General features: G+C 70.9%; 20 protein-coding genes. 8 read left to right on the top strand and 12 right to left on the bottom strand.

Annotation, left to right across the window (positions count from 1 at the left end; translation table 11 throughout):
- The first annotated feature begins 105 nt into the window (after positions 1 to 105).
- Positions 106 to 915 carry a transposase family protein gene (locus ACTYVM_RS34740; RefSeq protein WP_445524258.1) on the top strand — a complete coding sequence of 270 codons (810 nt, stop codon included), beginning with the start codon at positions 106 to 108 and terminating at the stop codon, positions 913 to 915.
- 69 nt (positions 916 to 984) lie between these two features.
- On the opposite strand, the gene ACTYVM_RS34735 is transcribed toward ACTYVM_RS34740, so the two are convergent.
- Positions 985 to 6279 carry a sacsin N-terminal ATP-binding-like domain-containing protein gene (locus ACTYVM_RS34735; protein WP_445529772.1) on the bottom strand — a complete coding sequence of 1765 codons (5295 nt, stop codon included), beginning with the start codon at positions 6277 to 6279 and terminating at the stop codon, positions 985 to 987.
- 703 nt (positions 6280 to 6982) lie between these two features.
- Between ACTYVM_RS34735 and ACTYVM_RS34730 the strand changes: the two genes are divergently transcribed.
- The 3 genes from ACTYVM_RS34730 (at position 6983) to ACTYVM_RS34720 (ending at position 8567) form a co-directional block, all read left to right on the top strand.
- Positions 6983 to 7336, top strand: coding sequence for an SPDY domain-containing protein (locus ACTYVM_RS34730; protein WP_445529771.1), 354 nt, complete (start codon positions 6983 to 6985; stop codon positions 7334 to 7336).
- 103 nt (positions 7337 to 7439) lie between these two features.
- Complete coding sequence (locus ACTYVM_RS34725; protein ID WP_445529770.1) at positions 7440 to 7730, top strand: hypothetical protein; 291 nt, start codon at positions 7440 to 7442, stop codon at positions 7728 to 7730.
- A gap of 15 nt (positions 7731 to 7745) precedes the next feature.
- On the top strand, positions 7746 to 8567 hold the full coding sequence (locus ACTYVM_RS34720; protein ID WP_445529769.1) for an SPDY domain-containing protein: 822 nt from the start codon (positions 7746 to 7748) through the stop codon (positions 8565 to 8567).
- 214 nt (positions 8568 to 8781) lie between these two features.
- Here the strand turns inward: ACTYVM_RS34720 and ACTYVM_RS34715 are convergent, their stop codons facing one another.
- From ACTYVM_RS34715 to ACTYVM_RS34670, 10 genes are all read right to left on the bottom strand, one after another.
- A complete protein-coding gene (locus ACTYVM_RS34715) occupies positions 8782 to 9477 on the bottom strand; it encodes a hypothetical protein (RefSeq protein ID WP_445529768.1) in 696 nt (231 codons plus the stop codon).
- 79 nt (positions 9478 to 9556) lie between these two features.
- Positions 9557 to 10000, bottom strand: coding sequence for a hypothetical protein (locus ACTYVM_RS34710; protein ID WP_445529767.1), 444 nt, complete (start codon positions 9998 to 10000; stop codon positions 9557 to 9559).
- 442 nt (positions 10001 to 10442) lie between these two features.
- The gene (locus tag ACTYVM_RS34705; RefSeq protein ID WP_445529766.1) at positions 10443 to 12185 is read right to left on the bottom strand and encodes a relaxase/mobilization nuclease domain-containing protein; all 1743 of its coding nucleotides are present in this window, start codon (positions 12183 to 12185) and stop codon (positions 10443 to 10445) included.
- The gene (locus ACTYVM_RS34700; RefSeq protein WP_445529765.1) at positions 12182 to 12808 is read right to left on the bottom strand and encodes a plasmid mobilization protein; all 627 of its coding nucleotides are present in this window, start codon (positions 12806 to 12808) and stop codon (positions 12182 to 12184) included. The genes ACTYVM_RS34705 and ACTYVM_RS34700 overlap by 4 nt, the downstream gene beginning before the upstream one ends.
- Complete coding sequence (locus ACTYVM_RS34695; protein WP_445529764.1) at positions 12805 to 13041, bottom strand: hypothetical protein; 237 nt, start codon at positions 13039 to 13041, stop codon at positions 12805 to 12807. Before ACTYVM_RS34695 ends, ACTYVM_RS34700 begins: the two co-directional genes overlap by 4 nt.
- Before the next feature lie 85 nt (positions 13042 to 13126).
- Entirely contained in the window at positions 13127 to 13318 is a 192-nt protein-coding gene (locus ACTYVM_RS34690) for a hypothetical protein (RefSeq protein ID WP_365225244.1), read from the bottom strand.
- On the bottom strand, positions 13315 to 14955 hold the full coding sequence (locus tag ACTYVM_RS34685) for a hypothetical protein (RefSeq protein ID WP_445529763.1): 1641 nt from the start codon (positions 14953 to 14955) through the stop codon (positions 13315 to 13317). The genes ACTYVM_RS34690 and ACTYVM_RS34685 overlap by 4 nt, the downstream gene beginning before the upstream one ends.
- Positions 14952 to 15593: a WhiB family transcriptional regulator gene (locus ACTYVM_RS34680; protein WP_445529762.1), complete on the bottom strand. Its 642-nt coding sequence runs from the start codon at positions 15591 to 15593 to the stop codon at positions 14952 to 14954. The genes ACTYVM_RS34685 and ACTYVM_RS34680 overlap by 4 nt, the downstream gene beginning before the upstream one ends.
- 162 nt (positions 15594 to 15755) lie before the next feature.
- A complete protein-coding gene (locus ACTYVM_RS34675; RefSeq protein WP_445529761.1) occupies positions 15756 to 16472 on the bottom strand; it encodes a zinc finger domain-containing protein in 717 nt (238 codons plus the stop codon).
- Between the two features lie 2 nt (positions 16473 to 16474).
- Positions 16475 to 17374 (bottom strand): helix-turn-helix domain-containing protein, encoded by a 900-nt coding sequence (locus ACTYVM_RS34670; RefSeq protein ID WP_445529760.1) that lies wholly within the window; start codon positions 17372 to 17374, stop codon positions 16475 to 16477.
- A gap of 883 nt (positions 17375 to 18257) precedes the next feature.
- Here ACTYVM_RS34670 and ACTYVM_RS34665 point away from each other — a divergent pair.
- From ACTYVM_RS34665 to ACTYVM_RS34650, 4 genes are read left to right on the top strand one after another with little or no spacing between them, the layout of a single operon-like run.
- On the top strand, positions 18258 to 18698 hold the full coding sequence (locus tag ACTYVM_RS34665) for a helix-turn-helix domain-containing protein (RefSeq protein ID WP_445529759.1): 441 nt from the start codon (positions 18258 to 18260) through the stop codon (positions 18696 to 18698).
- A 36-nt stretch (positions 18699 to 18734) separates the two neighbouring features.
- Entirely contained in the window at positions 18735 to 19247 is a 513-nt protein-coding gene (locus ACTYVM_RS34660) for a hypothetical protein (protein WP_445529758.1), read from the top strand.
- Positions 19244 to 20452, top strand: a complete 1209-nt coding sequence (locus ACTYVM_RS34655; protein WP_445529757.1) for an MAB_1171c family putative transporter — start codon at positions 19244 to 19246, stop codon at positions 20450 to 20452. Before ACTYVM_RS34660 ends, ACTYVM_RS34655 begins: the two co-directional genes overlap by 4 nt.
- Complete coding sequence (locus ACTYVM_RS34650; protein ID WP_445529756.1) at positions 20449 to 21897, top strand: amidase family protein; 1449 nt, start codon at positions 20449 to 20451, stop codon at positions 21895 to 21897. Before ACTYVM_RS34655 ends, ACTYVM_RS34650 begins: the two co-directional genes overlap by 4 nt.
- On the opposite strand, the gene ACTYVM_RS34645 is transcribed toward ACTYVM_RS34650, so the two are convergent.
- Complete coding sequence (locus tag ACTYVM_RS34645) at positions 21875 to 22390, bottom strand: P-loop nucleotide/nucleoside kinase family protein (protein ID WP_445529755.1); 516 nt, start codon at positions 22388 to 22390, stop codon at positions 21875 to 21877. The genes ACTYVM_RS34650 and ACTYVM_RS34645 overlap by 23 nt on opposite strands.
- Positions 22391 to 22431 lie beyond the last annotated feature (41 nt).

Below are 22431 nucleotides of genomic sequence, written 5' to 3'. Positions count from 1 at the left end.
CGTGAGCAGGCCGGACGAGCTGGGCCCGGCCGTGGACAGACGTAAAGCCCCTGGTAGGACAGGTCTCACCACAAGATCATGTCCGTAACCACCAGAGGCTTCACGTTGGTCACCTATGTTGCCACGCTCGATGTCCCGCGCCACGTCGTGGACCACCTCTCGCGTCTGCTCGCTGCCCACCGCCGCCGAATCGGCACCCCGCGCGGCAGCCGCGCGCTCGGCTCGTTCCGCCAGGCCGTGCTGGTCCTGCGCTGGTTCCGCGAACGCGGCTGCGTCCACTGCCTGGCCCGCGACGCTGGCATCTCCCAGGCCACCGGCTACCGCTACCTGCACGAAGGCATCGACGTCCTCGCCGCCCAGGCCCCCGACCTGCACGAGGTCCTGGACCGCTGCCAACAAGAGGGCATGACCCACGTGATCCTCGACGGCACGCTCATCGAAACGGACCGCCTCGCCGGCGTCCGCGACAACGGCAACGACCTGTGGTTCAGCCAGAAGCACAGGGCATTCGGCGGGAACGTACAGTTCCTGTCCGCCCCGGACGGCGCCCCGTTGTGGGTCTCCGAGGTGGAGCCCGGCTCCACCCCCGATATCACCGCCGCCCGCATCCACGCGCTCCCCGCGCTGTACAAGGCGGCGGCCGACGGCCTGCCCACCCTGGCCGACAAGGGCTACATCGGCGCCGGCATCGGCATCCTCGTCCCCGTCCGCCGCCCGAAGGGCCGGTCCGAACGGGCCCTGGACGCCGATACGCGCACCACGAACAGCCTGATCAGAGGCGTCCGAGCTCTCGGTGAACGTGCCGCAGCCGAACTCAAGCAGCGCTGGCGCACCCTGCAGTACATCACCCTCAGCCCCAGCCGGATCGGCGACATCGCCCGCGCCGCCCTCACCCTCAACAGAATCTGGAAATGACCACCGCTGAGAAAACGTCAGTGCGTTGACTTGGCCCGACTGGATTGGGTTGCAAAGCATTTATTTCGCTCAGGTCCCCGTCCGGCGCTCCCCCGTCCGCGACAGCTGGAACCTGTAGCGCAGGCCCTCGCCGACCGAGCGGAAGAAGTGGGCCGACCGGGGGTGGAGCGGGTTGGGTAGGAGGTGGATCTTCCGCAGGTCGGCGTCGAGGGCGTGGGAGACGTACAGGATGTGGTACGTCTCTCGCTTCTTCAGGGAGCGCGCCCGGGCAATCTCGGTGGGCGAGAGGACGAACTCCCCCTCGCCTCCGGCCGAGGACTTCACCTCGAAGAGCAGGCTCGACCGTTTCCTCTCGACGATGAGGTCGTAGCCGAGCGTGTCGTCGCCCATGCCGTCACCCAGGACCTTGTTGCGGTAGCCCGACACCCACGCGCTCTCGTCCACGGCGTCGTACCGGTTCATGAGCCAGGCGAGGGCGGCGACCTCCCCCGCGAGTCCGACCGCGAGCGCCTGTGTGTCGGAGAGCTTGCCCCGTCGGCCAGCGGAGAATCCGGGGCGCCCGGCGCCGGGGGGCCGCTGTGTCTGCCGGCCCAGTGCGACGAGCGGGGCGTCGCCCGCGGAGCCGAGGAACTCGGCGGTGAGGCCGCCCCGTACGGCCTCCACGATCGCGTGGTAGTTGTCCTCCTCCGCCGACATCCTCGTGCGGTCCACCACGATGTGCCGCCGCTCCTCCTGCCTCAGCCGCCGCTCCCTCTTCTCCTGCCGTTCGGCGTCGTCCAGCTGGCCAGTCGTCAGGCCGAGGTCTCCGGGTGTCAGGGCGAGCGGGACGGAGGCGGGCCAGCGGTCTCCGGTTCGGAGCCAGCGCAGCGTCGTGGCGTCGTCGAGCGGGAAAAAGTCGAGCAGCCCGGCGGCAGTGGCCTCGGTCGTGAGGTTCTCCGGGTCCCCCGGGAGGCCGGAGATGGGCTCGCCGTGCGCGGCCTCCCACGCGTGGATCAGGGTCCGTGCGCGCTTCAGCCGTTCCAGGAGGAGGGGCCGGTTGGTCAGCCGGAGTTCGTCCACGGGCGTCAGCCCCGCGTCCGTACCGAGCGGCGGGGCCCCGAGTCCGGTGAGCCAGCGGTCGACGTGCGCCTGCATGAGGGCGGTCTCCAGATGGAGGTGTTCGTCCGCCCAGGCGGTGTCCGGCACGAGTCCGGTCAAATTCCGGTTCTCGGCGTACGAGGTCAGGGGGGCTCCGGACCGGAACGCGTCCAGGAAGCCGACCCGCAGCGCGTCCAGGATGCTTCGTCGCCGGCCGGCGACGAAGTGCCGGAACTCCTGCTCGATGCCCTCGGCGTTGCGCAGCGGCCGGTAGGTCGAACCGAGGGCGGCGATCGCGGCGTTGAGCTCGCGCAGCGACAGCGACATGGCCCTGCGGGCGGTGTCCAGGTCGGGGTGGCGGGCCGCCGCCCGCAGCGTCCGGTGGTCCGTCGGCGTCAGCCGGGCGGCGAGCCAGCGGTCCAGTTCGGTCTCTGAGGCGAGGGCCTCGTCGTTGGACAGGAGGGCGTGGGCTGCTTCGAGGTCGAGTGTCGCGAGCAGTGGCACGAGGATGTCCAGGAGGGCGTCCAGGGGCTGTCGCAGGGTTGCGGTGATCTCGCGCACCCGGGCCCGGTCCTCGCCCAGGACGTCGGCGATCGCGTCGGCGTCCGGGCTCTGACCCGGGCCCCAGCCGGCCGTGTTCAGGTCGAGGAGGGCCATGCGGAGGGTGTCGGCGAGTTCGGGGTGGTGGAGGAGTTCCATGATCCCCGCGGCGGACCGCTGGAGCAGGTCCTCCTCGCCCTGGCTGGGCCCCTCAAGCAGGAGAGTCGGGGTGTCCTGGTGTGGGACGGCCAGCCACCGTCTGCCGCCGTGGCCGGGCCGCTCGGCGATCTCGTCCACGACGGAGGTCAGGACGCCGGCGTGGACGATCTGGATGCGCTTGGCGATCGCGCAACCGCGGCGCACGGACTCCGCGGTGGGGCGGCGGAAGCGGCTGGCGCGCAGGTCGATCACGGCCGCGACGAGGGTGAGGAGCCAGTCGCGCTCGGACGTGATCAGCGGGTCGCCCGCGGTCCCGGCGTGGAACGCCTCTCCGTCCACCCGGACTTCGACTCGTGCTCGGGAGATCCTCCGGACGCGCGAGCCGAAGCACCGTTGGAGGAGCGCGGCCACCGCGCCCCCGTGCATGTTGCGCATGCGGAGCAACGGGGCACCGCGCTGTTCGAGGAGCTGGACGAGCTGGCGTGCGTCGGTGTCCTCCACGTACAGGTGATCCACGGTGTTCGGGGAGTCCGTGTCGTCGGCGAGTGTGACAGCTTCGAGCCGACCGCCCCGGCTGACGACGACCGCCGCCTCCGAGCCCTGGGGGTAGGGGTCCTGGCGCGTCTGGGCGCACTCCGCCCAGGCGTCCTCGTACGCCCGGCGGAATGCGGCCGTCATCGTCTCGGGGACGGCGCCGTCGCGGAAGAGCTCGGTGAGCTCGCGGACCCGACGCGCGGCGGTCTCCGGGGAGTCCCACCGCTCAAGTCCCCAGCCTCTTGCGCGACGGACCGCACGGTCGTTCGCCTGGAACGCACGGCGCAGCGCCGAGGGCAGCAGGGGGACGAACGACGGGGCGGCCTCGTCCCCGTGCGTCCAGGCGGCCTCAGGCCGTACGAAGCGCCAGTCGGCGCGCTCGCGCGGGGACGCGACGGGCATCCACTCGGCCTCGGCGAGGAAGGCGGTCACCGGCGTGGGAAGGCTGAAGGAGTCCCACCGGTCGTTGTAGCGCCGCACGGTGACGTGGAGGGCATCGGCGGCCCACTCGGAGCAACCGGCGGCCACGAGCCGGGCGTACACCCGCTTCGCGGCGTCGGACAGATGGGGGTGGTCGTCCTGGCCGGGCAGCCGATACAGAGGAGTCTGGCCCACGTACTCGGTGTACGGCCGCCGATCCGTGGGGGGTTCCCTCTCCACATGGCGCAGCCAGACTTCCGCGGTGGCCTGCGGCAGGGACATCGTCGGGGGCCTGCCGTCCGTGAAGTGACGGCCGTCCGCCCGCAGGGTGGAGCGGGGCACAGGCTCGGGGCAGAGCCCCGCGCCGACCCCCAGACGCCCGAGGAAGGCACGCCACTCCGCCCGGTCCGCGCCCCGGAATGCCTGGTGCTCCGGGGGTGCGGTCAAGCGGCCCCGGAGCACCGCGAGTTCCTCCGAGACATCCTGCGCGCGGTCAATGAGCTCTCCGAGCAGCTTCGCTCGTTCTCCGCCCCACTCGGCACAGAGCAGGGCCTTCGAGGCGAGTATCCACACACCGTCGGCGCCGGGGACGAGCAGCCCCATGGCCTGGATGTCCCGCCACGGTGCCGTGTCGCTCCTGGAGAGCCGGAAGGCCCAGGCGAGGACCTCCGCCGCGAGCTCCGGCGTGGGCTTGTCCTGAAGGGAGCGGGCGACCAGTGCCACCAGTTCGTCGGCGCGGTACTCGTTGACCAGACCGCCGTCTTCGAGCATCCGGCGGCCCCGCTGCTTGATCGTGATGCTGCCGAGCCGGTTCTTCCACGGGATGTTCCGCGACACGAAGAAGACCCGGTGGCGCAGCGACCGTGGAAGGCGGGGGCCTTGCTCCGTGGATCCTGCCTGTTCCTCGCCGTCCGCTCTGGGCGAGAAGAAGGCCGTGGCACGCCTGACCCTGCCGTCGGCCGCGTTGCACAGCCGGAGCTTTCCGTCGTCGTCCATGAGGATGCGGCGGCCCTGGAGTGCGCGGGGCCGCTCGACGCAGCCGGCGAGCTCGTCGTAGAAGCGGGCCCACAACTCCGGCCGAAAGGGCGCGTCGGCGAGGCTGCGCGCCAGGCTCTCGGCCCACTTCGCCAGTAGTTCATCCGACGGCCGGGGTGAGCGGCCGACGAGCGTGGCGACGGCCTTCTCGAGCCGGGCCGCACGCTGCCCGGTGACGGACGGGTGTACGAGTACGGCGTCCGCGTCCCGGCTCAGCCGGTCGGTCGTGAACAGGGTCCGGTCCTTGTCGTCCCAGAGCCGGGCCTCCGTGAGGGAGGCCCACGGCCGCGCGCCCGGGGCCAGGGGGATGATCGGGGCGGTGCCGACCTCGTGTCCGAGGCGCTTGAAGGCCCGGGACAGCCGGTCGGACATAGATGCGTCCCAGCTCAGCAGGTCCGCACAGAGGGTCGGTGGGAGCTCCAGGGTCCCGGCGGAGCAGGCGAGGAGCGTCTCGGCCCCGAGGAGAGCCAGCTCGTCCAGGAGGAAGTCGTTGAGTGGGACCGTCTTCTCGAGGTCCACGCGGGCCAGCTTCGCGAAGAAGGGCGCGTTCACATGGGCCGGAAGGGGGGCAACGGCCTGCTCGCCCATCGGCAGGTGAGTGTAGAGGCGTCCTTTGGTCAACCCTTCCTCGACGGGAATCGCGAGCGTGACCCGGGCGTCTCCCTGCCAGTCGCGCCATCCCTCGCTGATGTGGTCGCCGAGCACGCTGCGTTCGACCGCGTCGGCGAAAGCCTCAGCCGCCACCTGCCGGTCGAGCAGGACGAAGGCGCCGCCGTCGCCGACGGTCACCGTACTGACCGTGAGCCGGTCGAGTTCGGCGTCCGCCCGCTCGGTCCGGGCCAGGGTGCGCCGGTCGACCATGCCGTCCTGCCGCTCCTCGACAGTGAGCGAGCCGATCCGGCGCAGGAAGAGCAGCACCGGCGGGCCGGCAGACAGCATGGTCAGCTGTTCGGCCGCCTCGGCTCGGGCCTCCTCGCTCTTCAACGGCAGGCGCAGCACGGTCACGTATCCGTCTGCTGCGAAGGCGTTCACGGTGTCGGGAACGCTGTCCAGGGGCACGGGCAGGCAGAGGTGGAAGACGTCGGCGGCCACCTCCGCCGCGAGAGTGGCGTCGCCGTCCAGGAGGTCCTTGAGCGAGGTCTCGTCGGCGAAGGTGAAGCGGTAGCCGTCGAAGACCCGGCCGCCTTCCTCGGAGACGGAGTAGACCTGAGGCGCTCCGGTCAGCTGGAGAACGCTCTTGAAGCCGATCCCCTTGTTACCGATGCCCTCCTCCGGGCGCTTGTCCGACTGGGCGATGTCGGTGATCGCGTCGAAGTTGCTGCGGCTGACGGGCCGCCCGGTGTTCGCCACGTACACCGCGCCGTGCGGCCCCTCGTCGTGGTCGAGCCTGATCAGGACCCGGCCTCCCAAGTCGCCCGTGTCATGAGCGTCGTGGGCGTTCTGCAGGAGCTCCACCAGGGCGCGGTGCTCGTAGTCGCGGATGGCCTGTTCGATGAGGTTCTTGAGGCTGCGGAACAGGTTCCAGCGGTCTTTGGCCCCCTGGTAGGAAGTAATGCGGTCGAGTGTCTTCGCACGCACTTCGGCGCGGAGGTCCGGCATGGTCGTGTTTCCCTTCAGACGCGTGCGAGCGCCGTGAGCAGTACGGCGGTGGCGACGGCCGCCACCAAGACGGCGGAGCCACCTGGTGCCGGGGTGCGGAGCCAGGTGTCTGCCGGGTGTCCTCGGTACGGGGCCAGCGCGGGTCCAGGCCAGTTCGGCGGCGGGCGGCTGCTGGGGCAGGTCGACCAGTCAGGGACGGCAGGGGGCGTGGCGGACGAGGGCCGCGCAGTGGATGCGCTCGCGAGGGTCCGCAGGAGGGCCACGAGCAGGATGGCCGGTACGACGAGCACTCGCATCGAGCGGGGACGACGGGGCGGTTACGGGGGCGCGAGGGCTCGTGTTCCTCTCCGCAGGACTGCGCCGTAAGGCCCGGACGGCTCCGGCCAGGATGTTCCTTCGTACGCGCGCGTGCTCATGGCCCGACCGTAGCCCGCAGGTCGGGCCATGCGGCCGGGCGGGGGGCCGCTGCACCCAAAAGTGCGAGCAAGGTGGCTCGGGGATCTCAGATCCGTGGCCAATCGGCAACGAGGTGGCCAAGGGCCGTGAAATTTGGCCACACCATCTGAGATCCCACAATTCATTGGCAACGGACAGTTCGCCGGGGGCAGACAGGAAAGATCGCGGAAAGACTGGCCAACGAGTGCGAGGGCATGTCAACGTAGACGACCTTGCAAGAAACCCCAGGTCAGAGAGGTGATTGCTCGTGACCGTAGCCCCTGTGGGCCCCGGTTTCTCCACCACCGTCGAAGCCCTGCGACTGCGGGAGTGGCAGCTCGGCCCCGGTCAACCGACCCTGGTCATGGACCAGTTCTCCGCCGAGGACTTCCACCTGATCGTCGATGACCGCGCGGACGTGCACGTCAGCAGCAAGGACGGCAGGTTCTATCTCGGCTGGTTCCCGCTCGGTCGCCCCGGCACGGACGGCGAGGGATGGAAGATCGCCATCACCGGCACCGCCAAGGTCCGCGGCTACCACCTGTCGTTCGATACCGAGACGCCGGCCGACATTGTTGCTGCCGCCGTAGCGCGCGTGCTGGAGACCTCACGCCGCCTCTGACAGCGCGGACACCGTCAGACAATGCCCGCCCTGTGAGCGAGCTGTCCGTCCGAACGGCGGCCCGCTCCACCGCCCCGTTTCCCCGCACCTCAGGAGGCTGTTCGTGACGTCCCCGGAGATGACCGTCGACGATCTCATCGACCTGCTGTCCGGCTGCGACCCGAATGCTCCGGTCCGCCAGGCCATGAACCCGTTCTTCCCGATGGCCCACCGCTTGGCGCAGGTCCTGCAGTCGGTCGACGAGACCGGCCGGACCGTCGTCTACCTCGCTGAAGGGCGTGACGAGGACGCACAGCTCGGCCACCTGCCACCGGAGGTCGCCATCGAGCTGACGTGGCAGGGACCCGTCCAGGCACCCCCGCGCCGCCCCCGCCGCCGCGCCGGCGGCAACTAGACCCGCACCGAGCCCTTGGAGGCGCCCCTGTACCCCGACTTCCCGCCCGACTCGTCCACGCCGCGCGGCGGCCAGCCCGCGTTCTGGGTCGGCCCCCGGCACCTGGCTGGTGACGATGGGCGCCTCTACGACGTCGTCGCCGACACGCTCGCTGGCCTGGGCTGGACGAGCCTGACGATCGTCCGCGGACGTCATGAGCCGGACGAGGCACCGGAGGACCGCCAGGTCCTGCGCAGCACCGTCCTGCACATCAGCCCCGACGCCCTGCGCTGGGCCCAGTGGGGCCTGGCGGACGAGCCGTTCCACCTGGGCGAGCTGCCGATCGCTTGGCAGATCTCCGCCCGGGCCGAGGCGAGCAGCCCGCTCGCCCAGTGGTCGGCCTACTTCACCCGCGACGTCCCTGGCGAGGCGGTGGCCGACTTCCTCGCCGCGCTCGACGCAAGCGACCAGCCTGCCGTGCCGCTCGCCGGAGCCGAGCTGGTCCTTGACGCTGTCGCCGCCCACGGATGGTTCCGCGACATCGACCAGCCCCAGGCGGCAGCGACGGACCCGACGTTCACCTCACACATCAGCCTCGGCGAGGTCCCGCCCCTCATCCAGGACGCCGACCCGCATGCCCTGTCCGCCGAGGCCGACGAGACGGGGCCGGCCGGATGGCAGGCGTGGGCCGAGCCCGCGCTCGGCGCACCGTGTCTGTGGGCGGCATCTTTCGCCGCCAGCGTCCCGCACGATCTCGTCGCCGCCTTCGCCGCCTCCCTCAGCTCGACCGCACCGGTCCTGCGGCGGGTGCTGCCCGAGGCCACCCAGGAGCGCCTCCTGCGCGCGCCGGCCATCTAGCGTCCAGCGCGCAACTCTCGACGATCGCAGTCCGGCACCCTCCCAGTTGGGGTGCCGGACTTCTTGCTTCCCGAACGTGCTCTACGTACAGCCCGGCCAGGTCCGAGCCTGGGTACCAGGCCAAGCCGCTCGCGCCGCTCAACGAGCCATCCAGTAACGCACTGCTGCCCCCGACCCGCGGTGGTCGGAGGCAGCAGCGTGACGTGCACGCAGGTCAGCCCGTTGACGTGGCCTTGGCGAGGGCCTTGTCGAGGTGGCGGTCGACGAGGGCCGGGGAGCCGGAGACGATCAGCAGCAGGCTGCCGTCGCGGATCGCGGTCTGCTTGACCACGGTGCTCCGTCCCGCGGCGGTGAACGTCAGGAGCTGGCTCCACTGCTCGTCACCGCTGGTGTGGGGTGAGGGCAGCTTCTGCGAGGTCACGTCAACTGGGGTGCCGCCCGCGACGACCTGATAGGTCGGGCAGCCGGCCATGGCGTCGAAGATCCGGTCGATGCCGTCGGAGAGCTTCTTCGCGCTGTCGCTGTACAACTCCTCGGAGATCTCCGAGGAGCTGCCGCCGTAGGTGAAGTCCGCCTTCGCCTTGTGCGGGAAGGCGAGCGTGCCGCCAGTCGCCGCGTCGCCGCCCAGCTCGCTCAGGGCCGGGCAGCCGATGACGGTGACGTCGTCGTGCTGGGCCGGACGTTCCGGCTTGGGCAGGTAGCCGCTGTCGAGTTCGCTCTGGTCGAGCAGGCGGGACTCGAGCGCGGCCGAGGAGAGCGCGGCTGGCTCCTGGACGGCGTCGGCCGGCTTTCCCGTCCGGGCGGCGGAGGAGGTCTGGTGCTTTCCCCCGGTGGTGTCGGTGGAGCAGGCGGGCAGAGCGAGGAGGGCGGCGGTGATGCCGAGGGCGGTGGTGGCGACGCGAACGCGCATGACGGAACTGACCCCTTGGTACTAGGCGACGGGTGGTCAGTGCGGGCCCGCGGGCCCGGTGGGGTCGTAGGAGTGGTGGTCAGTGCCCGAGGTGGCGCAGGCAGTCCTCGAACGTGGCGTGCGTCGCGTCCGCCGGTCCGGAGTGCCGGTTGTACCAGGCGGTGTCGATGCGGGTCTCGTGCTGCTGGTGGCCTGCCCGGCAGCGCAGCCAGATCTCGCCACGGGTGGAGAGGATGAGCCAGTCCCGGTATGCGCCGCACTCGGTGCAGGCGGCCATCTCGCCGTCGAGGACGAGGGGCTGCTTCCACGGCATCATCTTGCCCTCGACCTGGTCGTGGCTCGGCACGCGCAGTTCCGGCGGAAGGAAGTCGTCCACGACGGCGGCCGGTTCGGTGGGCTCCGGCTCAGGCGCCGGCACTCCGAAGCCGGGCGGGACCTGGCCCTGCAGCTGCGCATGCAGCTCGGCGAACTGCCTCTGAGCTTCGCTCGGCTCCTTGGCCCGGCGGCGTATCCGGTGAAACACCCTGGCGCCCTCCTCTACCTCGTCACTTCGTCCTGCGCGTTTCATGATCGTGCCCCACGCCCCCGGCGGTTTCAATTCACAAAGTCCACAGTCGCCTCCGGCCAGGTCGGCAGGGGTACTCGGGTTTCTCGGTTGCCCAGAGGGCGAGTTGGCCACGGTGCGTGCTCCTGTACGGCGCGGCGGTGTTGCCACGGTGTACCCGATCAGACGTCGTTGTCTGCCTCGACCGCTCAACTTCACGACGCCTACTGGCTCGACTCGCCCCACCTGCGCCATGCCCGTCCGTCCTGCGCGTGCACGGATGCAGACGGCCTCGGCATCGGATCTGGCCGCCACCAAGGTCCGATGTGGCGTACGACCATGTTGTGGATTGCGGGCGGAGCGGTGGCGCTGTCCCTTCTCGCGGTGATGCGCTGAGGCCGCGTGCCAGCGCCTGACGGGCTCACCGGGGTTTACGCGACGTCTCCTCTCCTCTGCGCGGCCTGCCGGGCGCGGAGGGCCTGGTGGGCGTCCCACGTGCTGCGGACCGGCTCCTTGCGGTGCTGGTCTCGGGCAGGCGGGAGGCGTCGGCGGGCAGGTCGGCGGTCCGCCGCATCCGCCACACGAGCACGTCGCTGATGGAGTCCGCGGTGCCGAGTTCGCGGCGTCCGGCGACGTCGGACAGGAGGGCGGCCGGGTCGTGGCTGGCGGCTTCGGCTTCCGCGAGGGTCGCCGCCAGGGCGTACCAGCCGGGTTCGGCGAGGATCTGCTCGGACAGCTCCGGCAGCGCCTCGCGCAGCAGCACGGTCTGCCGCTGGAGCATCGGCCGGCTCAGACGCCGGCCACGCTGGTAGAGCACGCCGAGGGGCTGTGAGGCGGCGGTCTGGTAGGCGGTGCGCAGGTGCTCGGCGGCCCGGGTGGCGGCCTCGGCCTGCTGGGCGTGGCCCTTCCTGGCGTGCCAGTGCGCGGCGGCGGTGATGAGGAAGAACAGCATGTCGATGGCCATGGCCGTGGTGGCTCCGTCCTCGCCGCGTCCGAGGGCCGGGCCGCCTTGGACGAGGTTGCGGGCGGCCTGCCGCAGGGCTCGGTCGTGCCCGCGTATGGCGCGGACGTGAGACCGCGAGGCCCGTTCGAAAGCCGTTGCTGCGTCGCGCAGTTCGCGGCGGGTGTGGGCAGCGGACGTCTTCGCGAGGGCATCCAGGACCTCGCCGGCCGCTGCGATGTGGGCGGCGGCGACCGCGTCCTCGCCGTGCTCGACGACGAGCACGGCCTGCCACACGGCCGAAGCCGTCCCGCGGCGCGCGGCGGCCGGACTGCCCGGCCCCGTACGGATCGCATCCTCCCGCCGGGCAGCCGGAACGTCCTGGGCCTCACCGGCCCAGCGCTCGCGGATGCGGGGCAGCGACAGGTCGGGGGCCAGGCGCGCGCCGGGATAGAACACCGGCTCGCCGTCCTTGTTCAGGTCGTCGGGCAGGGCGACCTTGTATCCGAGCAGGTCGCCGGAGGGCGCAGCACGCTTGCGGATCAGGAGGCCGGCGGCGGCGAGCCGGTCGAAGAATTCCTCGTCGCTCCTCGCCCCGGCCACCGCGCGTCGTACGGTTTCGCGCAGTTCCTCGCGGGCGGTGCGCTCGCGACCCTGTCGTTCGACCTTATGGCGCTCGGCGCTGGTGGGCCGTTGGGCTGCGGTGCCGTCGCCCGGCGCGACCTGGTGGAGGCCCAGTTCCTTCTCGATGAGCCGGGCTTCGGCCTGGGCGCGGGCGCCGGAGCGGAAGTCGTCGGGGCGGTGGCCGTCCTCGGTGACGAGGGTGGCGACGATGTGGATGTGGTCGTCGGCGTGGCGTACGGCGGCCCAGCGGCAGCCGGGCTGTCCGTCGCCGGGGTCGATGCCGGTGGCGGCGACGATGCGGCGGGCGATGTCGGCCCACTCCTCGTCGGACAGGATCCGGTCGCCGGGGTCGGCGCGTACGGAGGTGTGCCATACGTGCTTGGCCGGGCGTGCGTGCTTGGCGAGGGCCATCACGGGCTGGTCCAGGAGCTGCTGGAGGTCCTTGAGGGTGGCGTTCGGGTCGCGGCCGGGGTCGGGGGACAAGCCGTCGAAGGAGGCGACGAGGTGGGGGTCGGTGTGGTCCTCGTACTTGCCGGTCTCGTAGAGGTAGTAGAGGAGACCTCTGGTGTCCGACCCGGACGGGTTGACGCTGGGGATCATGAGCCGTGGTGCTCGATCAGCCGTGTGGCGGCTTCGTGCGCGGTGTCGGCGGCCCGCCGTACGGCGGCGACGGCCGCTTCGAGCTGAGGAACGTCTGCACCGGAGTTGAGCGCCTTGACTGCCTGGTTGAGGTTGCTGCCGGCCCAGCCGAGCCGACGCCTGCTGTCGAACAGGGCTGTGATCACTTCGCGTTCGTCGGCGATCTCGGCACTGGTGCGGTCGAGGTCGCGGGCGGCGGCGAGCGCGGAGCGGGCGAGGAATCCGGCGACGGACAGATTGCACTGGGCGGCGGCGGACTTGATCAGGGCGAACTCATCATCGTTGAAACGTGTGTTGGGCTGGTGCAGGCGCTTCTTCTCGGGTGACTGGCGCGGACGCTGGCGGGCACGAGGAGTGCGCTGTCGGCGGGCGCGCGGCTCAGTCTGCTTCTCCTCCTGCCCCGGCTTCGATCCGCCCCCGGTTGAAGCCTGAAGGACCTGCGCCCCCCGGTGCAGGTCCTCTCCCACCCCCTCGGGGGCGGGTTCGGCGGAAGCTACGCTTCCGCCCCAACTTGCTCGCCCCGAGACCGAGTTGGAGTTGTGAGCAGGTTCCGGGGTGGTGCCGTTCTTGGGTGGGTTCGTCATCGGGTTTCGGGCCTCGTGGTGCGGGTGTGGTGCTGGATGGTCGCGGCCAGCGCGAGGAGGTCGTCCGGCCCTTGAAGGAGGCGGACGAGTCCGTCGGGGCGGTCCTGGACGAGCCACTGCTCGGTCGGCGTGAGGACGACGGCGTGGAAGAGCTGCCGGCGGACCAGGACGTCCGCCCAGGCATCGGCCTCGGCGGTGGTGGGCTCGGAAGAACGAGATGGACGCGGAATCACGGCGTACCTCCTGAGCGGGACGGTGGCCCGGCACGGAGTCGGGCCACCTTTGCGGGTATGGGCTTTGAGCTGGGGTTTTGTCGGTTCAGCCGCACTCGGGGCAGCGCCCGATGTGGCTGTTGAGCGCGCGAGCCATCCGCTGTTTCGCCGAGGCAGCCTGCTTCGCACTGGACTTCGCCGCCGGCCTGCCCGCGTGCCGCTCGGAGTGAGCGAGCATGAAGCCGATCTCTCGCTCGTACTCCGCGCGGACGGTGTCGAACTGGTGACAGGTCTTCATCGGGCGGTGCTCCTCGTGGTCGTGATGTCCTCGTTCCGCAGCTCCTGGAGGACGAGGCCGAGTCGGTCGTTCCCGACACCCGTCAGGTCCTGGCGGCGGATGATTTCGCGCAGCTGGACCCGGGTGATCGCTCCGTTGCCGTCCCGTTCGAGCAGGGCGGCAACATGGGGACGCACTTCGTGTACAAGCTGGCGCTCGGACTCGCCCAGTTCGCGTGCCTGGCGCTCGGTCTGCGGAGAGCGGGACCGGGCACGCTTGTCCTTGTTCTTCGTCCGGGACTTCCTGGCCGGCTTCCGGCGGAGTGGGACCTTGTGTCCTCGGTCCTGGGTGGTCTCGGTCCCGGACTCGGTGGTGGTCGGTCCTCGGTCCTGGGTGGTCTCGGTCCCGGACTCGGTGGTGGTCGGTCCTCGATCCTCGGCGCTCTCGGTCCCCGACTTCGCGAGTTCCGGTCCCCGATGGGAATCTGCGCCCTGAGCTGCTACTTCTCGCGCATTGCGGTCGGTCCCCGTGGCTCCGGCGCCTCGCGCTGCGGCTTCTGGATCGGCGGGTTCGGTCCCCGGGACCGCGCCGACCTCAGGCGGCTTGGTCCCCGCGTGCGTTCCCGTTTCGTTGTCCTCGGTCCCCGAGCCGACCTTGGCTTCCGGGTCCGCCTCCTCGAGGACCGGTCCCCAAGGAGTCCTCGCTCCTCGGTCCGGGACCGGCTCGTCGGAACCGTCGGGACCGGGGACGGCGACCGGCACCTTCGATGTCGGCTGTGCGGGGACCGTGGCCGCCGATGCGCTGCTGTGCGCCGGGGACCAGGGAGAAGGGAGCGGGACCGTGGCGAGCGCGAGCGCGTGTCGCCGGGCGGCGAGCTGGTCGAGCAGCTGTGCCCGCTGGAGGGGGTCGGTGCCGACCGAGGCCCTGCCGACCGCCTTCGACAGGCGTCGGGTCAGCCTCCGGCCGCGACGGTTGTGCTGCTTTTCGGGTGTGCGCTCGGCGAGGCGGGCGGCGAGGGTGACCGCGCGGGCGGTGGCCCGGTCCCGGGTGATCTGTGCGGCGTCGCGGTCTCGCGCGGCGATGCCCAGGCGGGACAGCAGCCGTTCGCGTGCCTCTCGGCCCAGGACGGCGATCAGTCCGTTCGAGGCGGCGCCGGGGGTGCGCAGGCGCAGTTCGATGCCCATGGCCAGGTGCCACAGCATCGCCGCCATGACCGGTCCGACGAAGGCGCGGACCGTGCCGCCGATGGGGCCGCTCTCGGCGTAGGCGGGGATCACCTGCACTGTGGTGATCACCCAGACCAGCGTGCCCGGCAGTCCGGGGGCGCCCTGGACGGCGAGGTTCTGCCGTGCCATCAGCGCGGTGGCGAACAGAGCGAGTTCCGCGGCGGCGAACATGCCGGCCCGCTCCGCGGTGCCGGCCATGTCGAGGTAGTCGGCGGCGAAGCGCCAGCTCGTGTCGGCGCTGTAGGCGGTGCAGCCCAGGGCGGCAACGGCGGCGACCTTGACCGCCGGACCGCCGAGACGTTTCTGCGAGCGGGTTCCCCGGCGCCGGATGGTCCACGCGGTCAGCACGAGCGCGAGGGCGGCGGGCACGACGGCGGCCAGGAGGAGAGGGAGGTCCGAAGTAACACCGAAGGCGAGGACGGGGTGGGTCATGCTGCCTTTCCGAGAGGGGCGTGCGCCGGGGACGACGCTGCCGGGCGGCCTGTCGGCTGCTGGGTGCCGGGAGCTGCGGGCGTGGGGGTGCCCTTGGTCTTGGAGGTCTTCTTCCGCTTCTTCTTGGGGCGGGGCACGCCGTAGTTGCGGTCGCGGTCGAGGACCTTGTTGGCGGCTTGCCGGAGCAGGTCGCGGGCGTGCTTGTGGCTGATCTGCAGGGCGGCGGCGAGCCGGTCGGGCCGCCAGCCCCGGACGTAGGCGTGGTCGATGACGACCTGCCGCTCGGCCTCGGTCAGGTGCACGTCGCGCCCCAGGAAGAAGGCGGTCACGCGCCGGTAGTCCAGGCGCTGGTGCAGGCCGTCGTGCAGCGGGCGCCGCTCCGCTTCGGTCAGGCCGCCCCAGACGCCCTCCTTGAGGACGTTCTCCAGGGCGAAGTCCAGGCACTCGCGGCGTACGGGGCACCAGCCGCACAGCTCCTTCGCCTCCGCGATCTCCTCGTGATCCCGGGGCCCGGGGAAGAACACCGCGTCGGCGTCCTCGACGTCCATGCCGTGGCACGCTCCGCGGGTGTGCCAGCTGGTGTCTCCGATACCGCGCAGGCCGGTGGCTGGCGCGTCGTGGGTGGTGATGTGGCGCAAGGCGGGTCTCCGATGTGCTGCCGCGCCGACCGGCGGGCGCGGTGCTCGGCGGGTGCGGCGTCGGGTGCCGGCTGCGGCGCGTGGGCGTGCGCCGCAGCCGGTGCGGGACGGTGAGGTCGGGTGGCGGTGCAGCGGACGGGGTGCACGCGCCGGGTGCGCCGGTCAGGCCAGGGCGGGCTGCTGGGCCTGCTCCCTGCGCTGGGCCTGCTGGGCGGCGGCGAGGTCGAGGCGGCCGGGGTGCGGGGTCGCGCGCGGGGCGGTTCCACGAGCCCCGCCGTCGGGACCGATCCTCCGGCGGCGGCACGGCTCGCCGGGCTGGGCCAGGCACCACTCGCACCGCACGCTCAAGGCATCGGGCAGCCCCTGCGCGACAGCGGCCTCACGGGCAGCGCGGGCGGGCCGGTGGGGCGCGAGGGCTGCTCGGGCGGCGGGCGGTATGCAGGAGCCGATCTCCCGTAGCCGCGCCTCCAGCTTCGGGTCGACTCCGTCGCGACCGCTGGTGATCGCTCGGGCCTGCGCGGGCTGCGCGGTACCGGCGGCGACGGCGCGGCGGGTGCCGGCCAGCTCCGCGGTCCAGGCGGCCTGGTCGTCCGGGTCGACGGACGGCGTGGGGTCGGAGTGCCTCGCCAGACGGTCGCGACGGTAGCTCTCCCAGGGACGGGCCAGGTCCGCGGGAAGGATCTGGTACGGCGAGGTGCGGATGTGCTGGCGAGCGGCGACGCGGACGTCCCAGCCGTGCGGGGTGGCCATCGGCACATCGCCGAGCAGCTCGTGCCACTGGGCGAGCTGGTCGCGCGCCTCGCCCTGGTCGGTGCGGATGGTGCGGGGGTCGAGCCGGCCGATGTAGGCCAGCAGAGCGGCGATTTCGCGGCGGTCCACGGTCAGCCCTCCGTTCCGGTCGGCTCGTCCAGAGCGGCCAGCAGGGCGGCGGTGTGGGCCTCCGTCCGCGTCATGCCCCCCGGTGCGGCGGTGTTCTTGCCGGGCACGGCGTAGAGGTTCGGGCGGCTGGGGGCGTGCTCCCGGGCGACCCAGGAGCACCAGTCGGCAGCCCAGGCTTCCGCCGGCCTCGGGGTGTGGCCCGCCCGGTGGGCGCGCCACTTCGCGTCGGCGGCTCGCAGGCCCTGCTCGCCGAGGCGGTCGAGGTGCCCTTGCTGGCGGGTCCAGGTGAGGGTGGCGGGGTCGACCTGCCACTCGGCAGCCGAGAGGACGGCAGCACCACTACTGCTGTACCTCCGGTTCAAATCAGGTTCACTACGGTTCTGTGTGCCGGTGGCCGGTACATCGCTGTGCCGGTGGCCGGTACGTCGCTGTGCCGGTTTCCGCCTCGACCTGCCGGTTTCCGGTACTGCCGGTTTCCGGACCCTCGCCGGGGATTCCGGCACCTCACGCGGGCGGATTCCGTACCGCCGCAGAGCCGAGAGCCGGAGCTTCGCGGGGCCGGCGGTCTCGTCTGCCGCCGCCGTGTCGCTGTCCTCCTGCTCCTGCTGCTCGCGCTGGGCCTGGGCGACCGCTTCGGCGGCGAGAGGCATGCGGTAGACCGTGCTCCGCTGCGGGCCGACGAGGTCGTCGAGCTGTTCCAGCTCGCCGGCCAAGAGCAGGCGCTCGACGGCTTCGCGCACCGTGGAGACCGAGGCACGGGTGCGCTTGGCCAGGCTGGACAGCGAGGCCCAGGAGATGCACTGCTCGTCGGCCACCCGGTCGGCGATCGACAGCAGGACCAGGCGCGCGGCCCCTCGGCTGGAGCTGTGCTCCCATACCCACTCGCGGGCTTCGCTGCTCATCGGCCGCTCCCGACGAGCGGGCGGATCCGGCGGCTCGCCGGGGCCAGGATGGTGCGGTCCGGCTCGGGGCGCTGAGGCGCCGAGGCGGAGGTGGCTGCCGCGCAGGCCAGGCGGAAGGGCCTTTTGCGCAGGGCAGGAGGCATGCGACACTCCCCTTGCAATGTTGCCACGCTGACGCGCCCCTTGGAAGGACTCAGCGTGGTGATGGTGGGCAATCTCCGCCCTTGCCGGGGCGGGTATGCCGCTTAGCGTTCGGCGTCCGTGAGTTACCGCTCTCGGGCGCCGTCGCTGTATTGCGGACCTTCTCGGTCCGGTCCGTGCTTGCTGGCTCCTCGCTTCCGTCGTCGCGGGCGGTGCTGCCCGGGGACGACGAACATACGCACGGACCCGTGTCAAGATCCAGACTTGGTTCTTAAACTCTGTACTGGTTGCAGAGAGTCACCACGCGATCTACCGCCAGAGCCGTCTGTGGGGCTCGGTACGGGCCGTCCTCCGGCGTCGAAGAGCATCGTTACCGCGGTTGCCCTGAACGCCGAGAGCGTTCCATCGTGTCCGAATTGGAGCAGGTGTCTGATATTTCCCGCAGCGGAAATGCGATGCGGATGAGGTGTTTCCACTGTTGCCTCCGTGCTTTCCGGTCGAAGGTCAAATCCTTGCGTGCCAGGCGTGACGTATGTTCGCTGGGCGTATGTGGCTTGCGCCACGTCGCCCGGCGTACTTCTGTCGGTGGAAACGGACGGGTCGACCCGAAACGGGCGGTGCGCGCCACGCGGAAACGTGCTGGTGAGGAAGAACGTTCCATACGTGGGATCGGCCCGTCAACTGGTGTTTATCGCGGGGTAGGGTGGTTGAAGTGACTTACGGAGCCCGCCCGGGAAGGATCATGGAAGAGTCGACCGAAGGTCAGGGGGCCCCCAAGGGGCTCATGGACCGCCTAAACCGCCTGTTCGACACGGTGCACCCGCCCGATCGCGGCCCCTTCAGCAATGCTGAAGTGGCCGAAATGATGGAGAAGCGGGGGCTGGGCAAGCTGTCGGCCCAGTACCTGTGGCTCCTGCGGACGGGGCAGCGCGATAACCCGACGAAGCGTCATCTCGAAGCGCTCGCAGGGTTTTTCGGTGTGGATCCCGCCTATTGGTTCGACGATGTCGTCGCTGAAAAGACCGTGCAGGAGCTTGAGTTGCTCGCACTGCTTCGCGACGCGAAGATCAAGAGCGTCCTTCTTCGTCTATCCGACGTCTCCGCAGACGGAAAAGATGCCGTCCTGGGGATCGTCGAGAGTGTACGAAAGTCCGAGGGGTTGCCGCCCTCAACTGGCGTGTAAAACGGCCCTAGTTCAGTAAGTGATCAAGGAAAAGCGATGTGGTCTGCACGTAGGCTGCGCCGGCCTGACTTCCTGGCCGAGTTGAATCTCCCGCACGTCACCAATATCCGCGATCTCAGCGACGTGGTCTCTCGCCGCACCGGACGGACGGTGGTCCTAGAGCCCCGGGAGCAGGCGCCCTCGGTGTGCGGGGCATGCGCCGTCACGGAGCGTGCCGTCCATGTGTTCTACGACCCGCGGACCAGCTCCCTGCACCAAGACCACATCATCGCCCACGAGTTCAGCCACCTACTGCTCGGCCACCACGAAAACCGACCGGTCTCCGCGCTGGGTCCGGCCTTCATCACCAGCGTGGACCCAGCCACCGTCCAGATGATGCTGGGGCGCACCAAGTACGACGAGGACGAGGAGCGGGACACTGAACTCCTCGCTTCGCTGCTACAGCACCAGATCATCGACCGGTGGCTGCGCAGCGACGAGTCCTCCGGGGACGAAGTCCAAGACCGGGTCACACACACGCTTCTGCGCCGACGGGAGGCCCGGCCGTGAAGGACCTGCTCCATCCGATCAGCCTCGTCGTCGCCACGCTCGGCTTCCTCTGCCTCCTGCGCGACGTGCCGACCCGCCGCCGAGACCCTGCCTCCACCGCGCTGGCCGCCGTCTTCCTGCTGTCAGGACTGTCGTTCCTGTTCTCCATCACGCCGATGTGGAACTACCTCGACCGCGCGCTCGGCACCGTCAACCTCTCCGTGCCCCTCGCGCAAGGCTGCGTGGTCGCGCTCCTGGCCTGCCAGCAGGTGGTCCTCACCTACTGGGGATCTCCGCCCGAGGTCGCCCGTCGGCGCAGTCGAGGGTGGCTCGGGGCCGGCTTCGCGGTGATCGTAGGGCTGCTGGTGCTGTTCGCCCTGCTGACGCCCAGCGCGCCTCATCCGATCGACTTCACGCTGTACTACGCCCACGACGACTGGTACGCCGCGTACCTCACCCTGTACATCACGGCTTACACCATCGGGGAGCTGTCCCTCGCCCGCGCCTGCTGGCGCCTGGCCCGCCGCAGCGCCCGCGGGTCCGTCCGCGTCGGCCTGCGCATCGTCGCCCTCGGGGCCACCGTCACCCTCGGATACAGCGCCGTCCGCATCGGCAACGTGATCGCCGGCGCCTTCGACACCTCCCTCGCAGAATGGGAGGGCTTCGCCTGGACCTGTGGCGACGTCGGCGCCATGCTCACGCTCATCGGCTGGCTCGCGCCCAGGATCAGCGACCAGGCCCAGAGCGTCCAGTACCGGATCAAGCAGTACCGCAGCTACTACGGCCTGCGCCCCCTGTGGCTGGCCTTCTACAGCGAAGCGCCCGAGATCGAGCTGCCGATCGACAGAATCGCCCCGGCCCACAGGCGCCGCTTCCGCCGCATCTCGATCCGGCTCTACCGCCGAGCCGTCGAGATCCGGGACGGCCGGTTCGTGATCCGCCAATACCTCGATGCCGCCGTCCGCGAGGCCAGCGAAGCCCATCACCGGGCCCGAGGGCTTCACGGCCAGGAGCTGTCTGCAGCCGTCACGGCCGACCAGATCCTCGCCGGAATCGCCGCCCGGGCCGCAGGCGCCCGCCCGGCGCCCGACCAGCTCGTCGAATTCGCTGACTCCGAACGCCCGACCAGCCGGCCCATGGACGACATCGACGCTCTCCTCGACGTCGCTCGCCACCTACCCCGCCAGCCCGCACGAGCCCCCCACCTTGAGCAGGTCTCCGCATGACGAATGACCTCACCCACCAGCCCGCTCACGTCCAGCTCCAGGCCCTGGACCGCCGCGAGATCTCCAGCCGCGAGCTGCTCGACCTCCACCTCGTCCGGATCGACGCCAGCCACGTCAACGCCGTCGTCACCCGCGACGACGACGCGGCCCGAGCCGCCGCGCACGCGGCCGACGAACGCCGCGCCCGCAACAAGAGCACCGGCGTCCTCGACGGCCTTCCCCTCACGATCAAGGACAGCTTCGAGACGGCCGGCCTGCGCACCACAAGCGGCGCCGAAGACCTCGCCGACCACGTCCCCGCACGAGACGCCGACGCGGTCGCCCGACTCCGCCACCAAGGCGCCGTCATCATGGGCAAGACCAACACCCCGGCGTACTGCCAGGACCTACACACCGACAACGCCGTGTTCGGCCCCACGCTCAACCCGCACGACTTCAAGCACACCACCGGCGGTTCCTCCGGCGGCCCCGCCGCAGCAGTCGCTGCCTACCTGACCCCCGCCGACCTTGGCAGCGACCTTGCCGGCTCCCTACGGCTTCCCGCCCACTACTGCGGCGTCTACGGCCTGCGCCCCACCCACGGACTCGTCCCAGCCCGCGGCCACATCCCCCGACCGCCGGGATGGATCACCAGCAGCGACATGGTCACCCCCGGCCCCCTCGCCCGCCACCCCCGAGACCTCGACCTGCTCCTCGCCGCGCTGACGACACCGTCACCCGACGAGAACACCCCCTGGAGCGTCACGCTGTCCACGGCGCAGCGCCCGCTCGGCCAACTCCGCGTGGCGGTATGGGCCGACGACGCAAGCGGCCCCGTCGACCGCAACACCGCCGACGCTCTCGCCGCCCTCGAAGGGACACTCGCCTCCGCCGGCACCAGTCTCCACCGCACCACAGGGCCGGTCAGCTTCGCCGAGTCCCTCCGCCTCTTCGAGCAGCTCCTCCACGCCACCACGACGGCCACCGCCGACGACGACGCCGGAGCGGCCGAACTCGCCGCCGCCCGTGACCTGCACACGGACGACGCGAGCCCACGAGCCGCCATCCTCCGTCACCGCACGCAGACACACCGCGCCTGGCTCCGCGCCAACGAGGAGCGCCTCCGGCTCCAGCAGACGTGGCACCGGTTCTTCGCCGACGGTCAGTACGACGTCCTCATCACGCCCGCCGCTCCCACCGCCGCGATCCCGGCCGGGAGCCGATCCCTCACGGTCGACGGCACCGAACGGAGCTTCTTCGACCAGACCGGCTGGGCCAACCTCACCAGCCACGTCGGCCTGCCCAGCCTGGTCATGCCTACTGCGCACGGCGCCGACGGCCTCCCGATCGGTGTACAACTCGTGGGACCGGCCTATTCGGACCGGACCTTGCTCGTGATGGCCGAGCACCTGGCGCCGCTGCTCGGAACTGAGGCCGAGGGCGTCACCCCACCATGGCGCGGATGACCTCCGCGTCACCGTTGTAGGTGACGGCGCCTTCATCGTCGGTAGGCGGTTCGAACCGAGCGAAGAAGTCGTCCAGTGCTTCGGGAGTCACGGTCAAGGCATTGGCGTCCCGGCGCTGGTTGCGTGCAGCGAGGCGGCGCAAGAGTTCCTCCTTGGACGCTGGCAGGTAGACGAGCAAGGAGCGCCCTCCCGCGGCCCGGACGGCCTCTCTCCACTCGTCGCGATCGGAGCGACGCCAGAGGCCGTGGTCGAGGACGACGGAACGGCCGGCGCGCAGCAGCTCCGTAAGTTGCGCCCGCACGGTTTCGAGTGCGGGGGCCTCGCGCTCGAAATACTCGTGCTCGGGGTAGTCGACACCGTACCGGCCGTGGAGGCGGTGAACCTCCTCGTCAACGCTGAGGCGGACAAGGCCCTTCGCGGAGAGGGCCTGTGCAAGGTGCGTCTTGCCGGAGCCTGTGATCCCGATGAGCAGGACGGCGGTCGGCTCGCTCACGGTGTCGTGCTCCCTTGCAGCGCTCGTAGCCGGTGGGGTCG

It is taken from the genome of Streptomyces cyslabdanicus, assembly GCF_052663305.1.
The sequence above is the reverse complement of the archived record's forward strand: the minus strand, read 5'-3'. Positions and strand labels throughout refer to the sequence as shown.

Coding starts and splice junctions, on each gene's coding strand:
- ACTYVM_RS34650 (WP_445529756.1), top strand. CDS start 20,449: ATGACGAATGACCTCACCCACCAGCCCGCTCACGTCCAGCTCCAGGCC.
- ACTYVM_RS34660 (WP_445529758.1), top strand. CDS start 18,735: ATGTGGTCTGCACGTAGGCTGCGCCGGCCTGACTTCCTGGCCGAGTTG.
- ACTYVM_RS34685 (WP_445529763.1), bottom strand. CDS start 14,955: ATGACCCACCCCGTCCTCGCCTTCGGTGTTACTTCGGACCTCCCTCTC.
- ACTYVM_RS34735 (WP_445529772.1), bottom strand. CDS start 6,279: ATGCCGGACCTCCGCGCCGAAGTGCGTGCGAAGACACTCGACCGCATT.
- ACTYVM_RS34700 (WP_445529765.1), bottom strand. CDS start 12,808: ATGACGAACCCACCCAAGAACGGCACCACCCCGGAACCTGCTCACAAC.
- ACTYVM_RS34690 (WP_365225244.1), bottom strand. CDS start 13,318: ATGAAGACCTGTCACCAGTTCGACACCGTCCGCGCGGAGTACGAGCGA.
- ACTYVM_RS34715 (WP_445529768.1), bottom strand. CDS start 9,477: ATGCGCGTTCGCGTCGCCACCACCGCCCTCGGCATCACCGCCGCCCTC.
- ACTYVM_RS34665 (WP_445529759.1), top strand. CDS start 18,258: ATGGAAGAGTCGACCGAAGGTCAGGGGGCCCCCAAGGGGCTCATGGAC.
- ACTYVM_RS34705 (WP_445529766.1), bottom strand. CDS start 12,185: ATGATCCCCAGCGTCAACCCGTCCGGGTCGGACACCAGAGGTCTCCTC.
- ACTYVM_RS34670 (WP_445529760.1), bottom strand. CDS start 17,374: ATGAGCAGCGAAGCCCGCGAGTGGGTATGGGAGCACAGCTCCAGCCGA.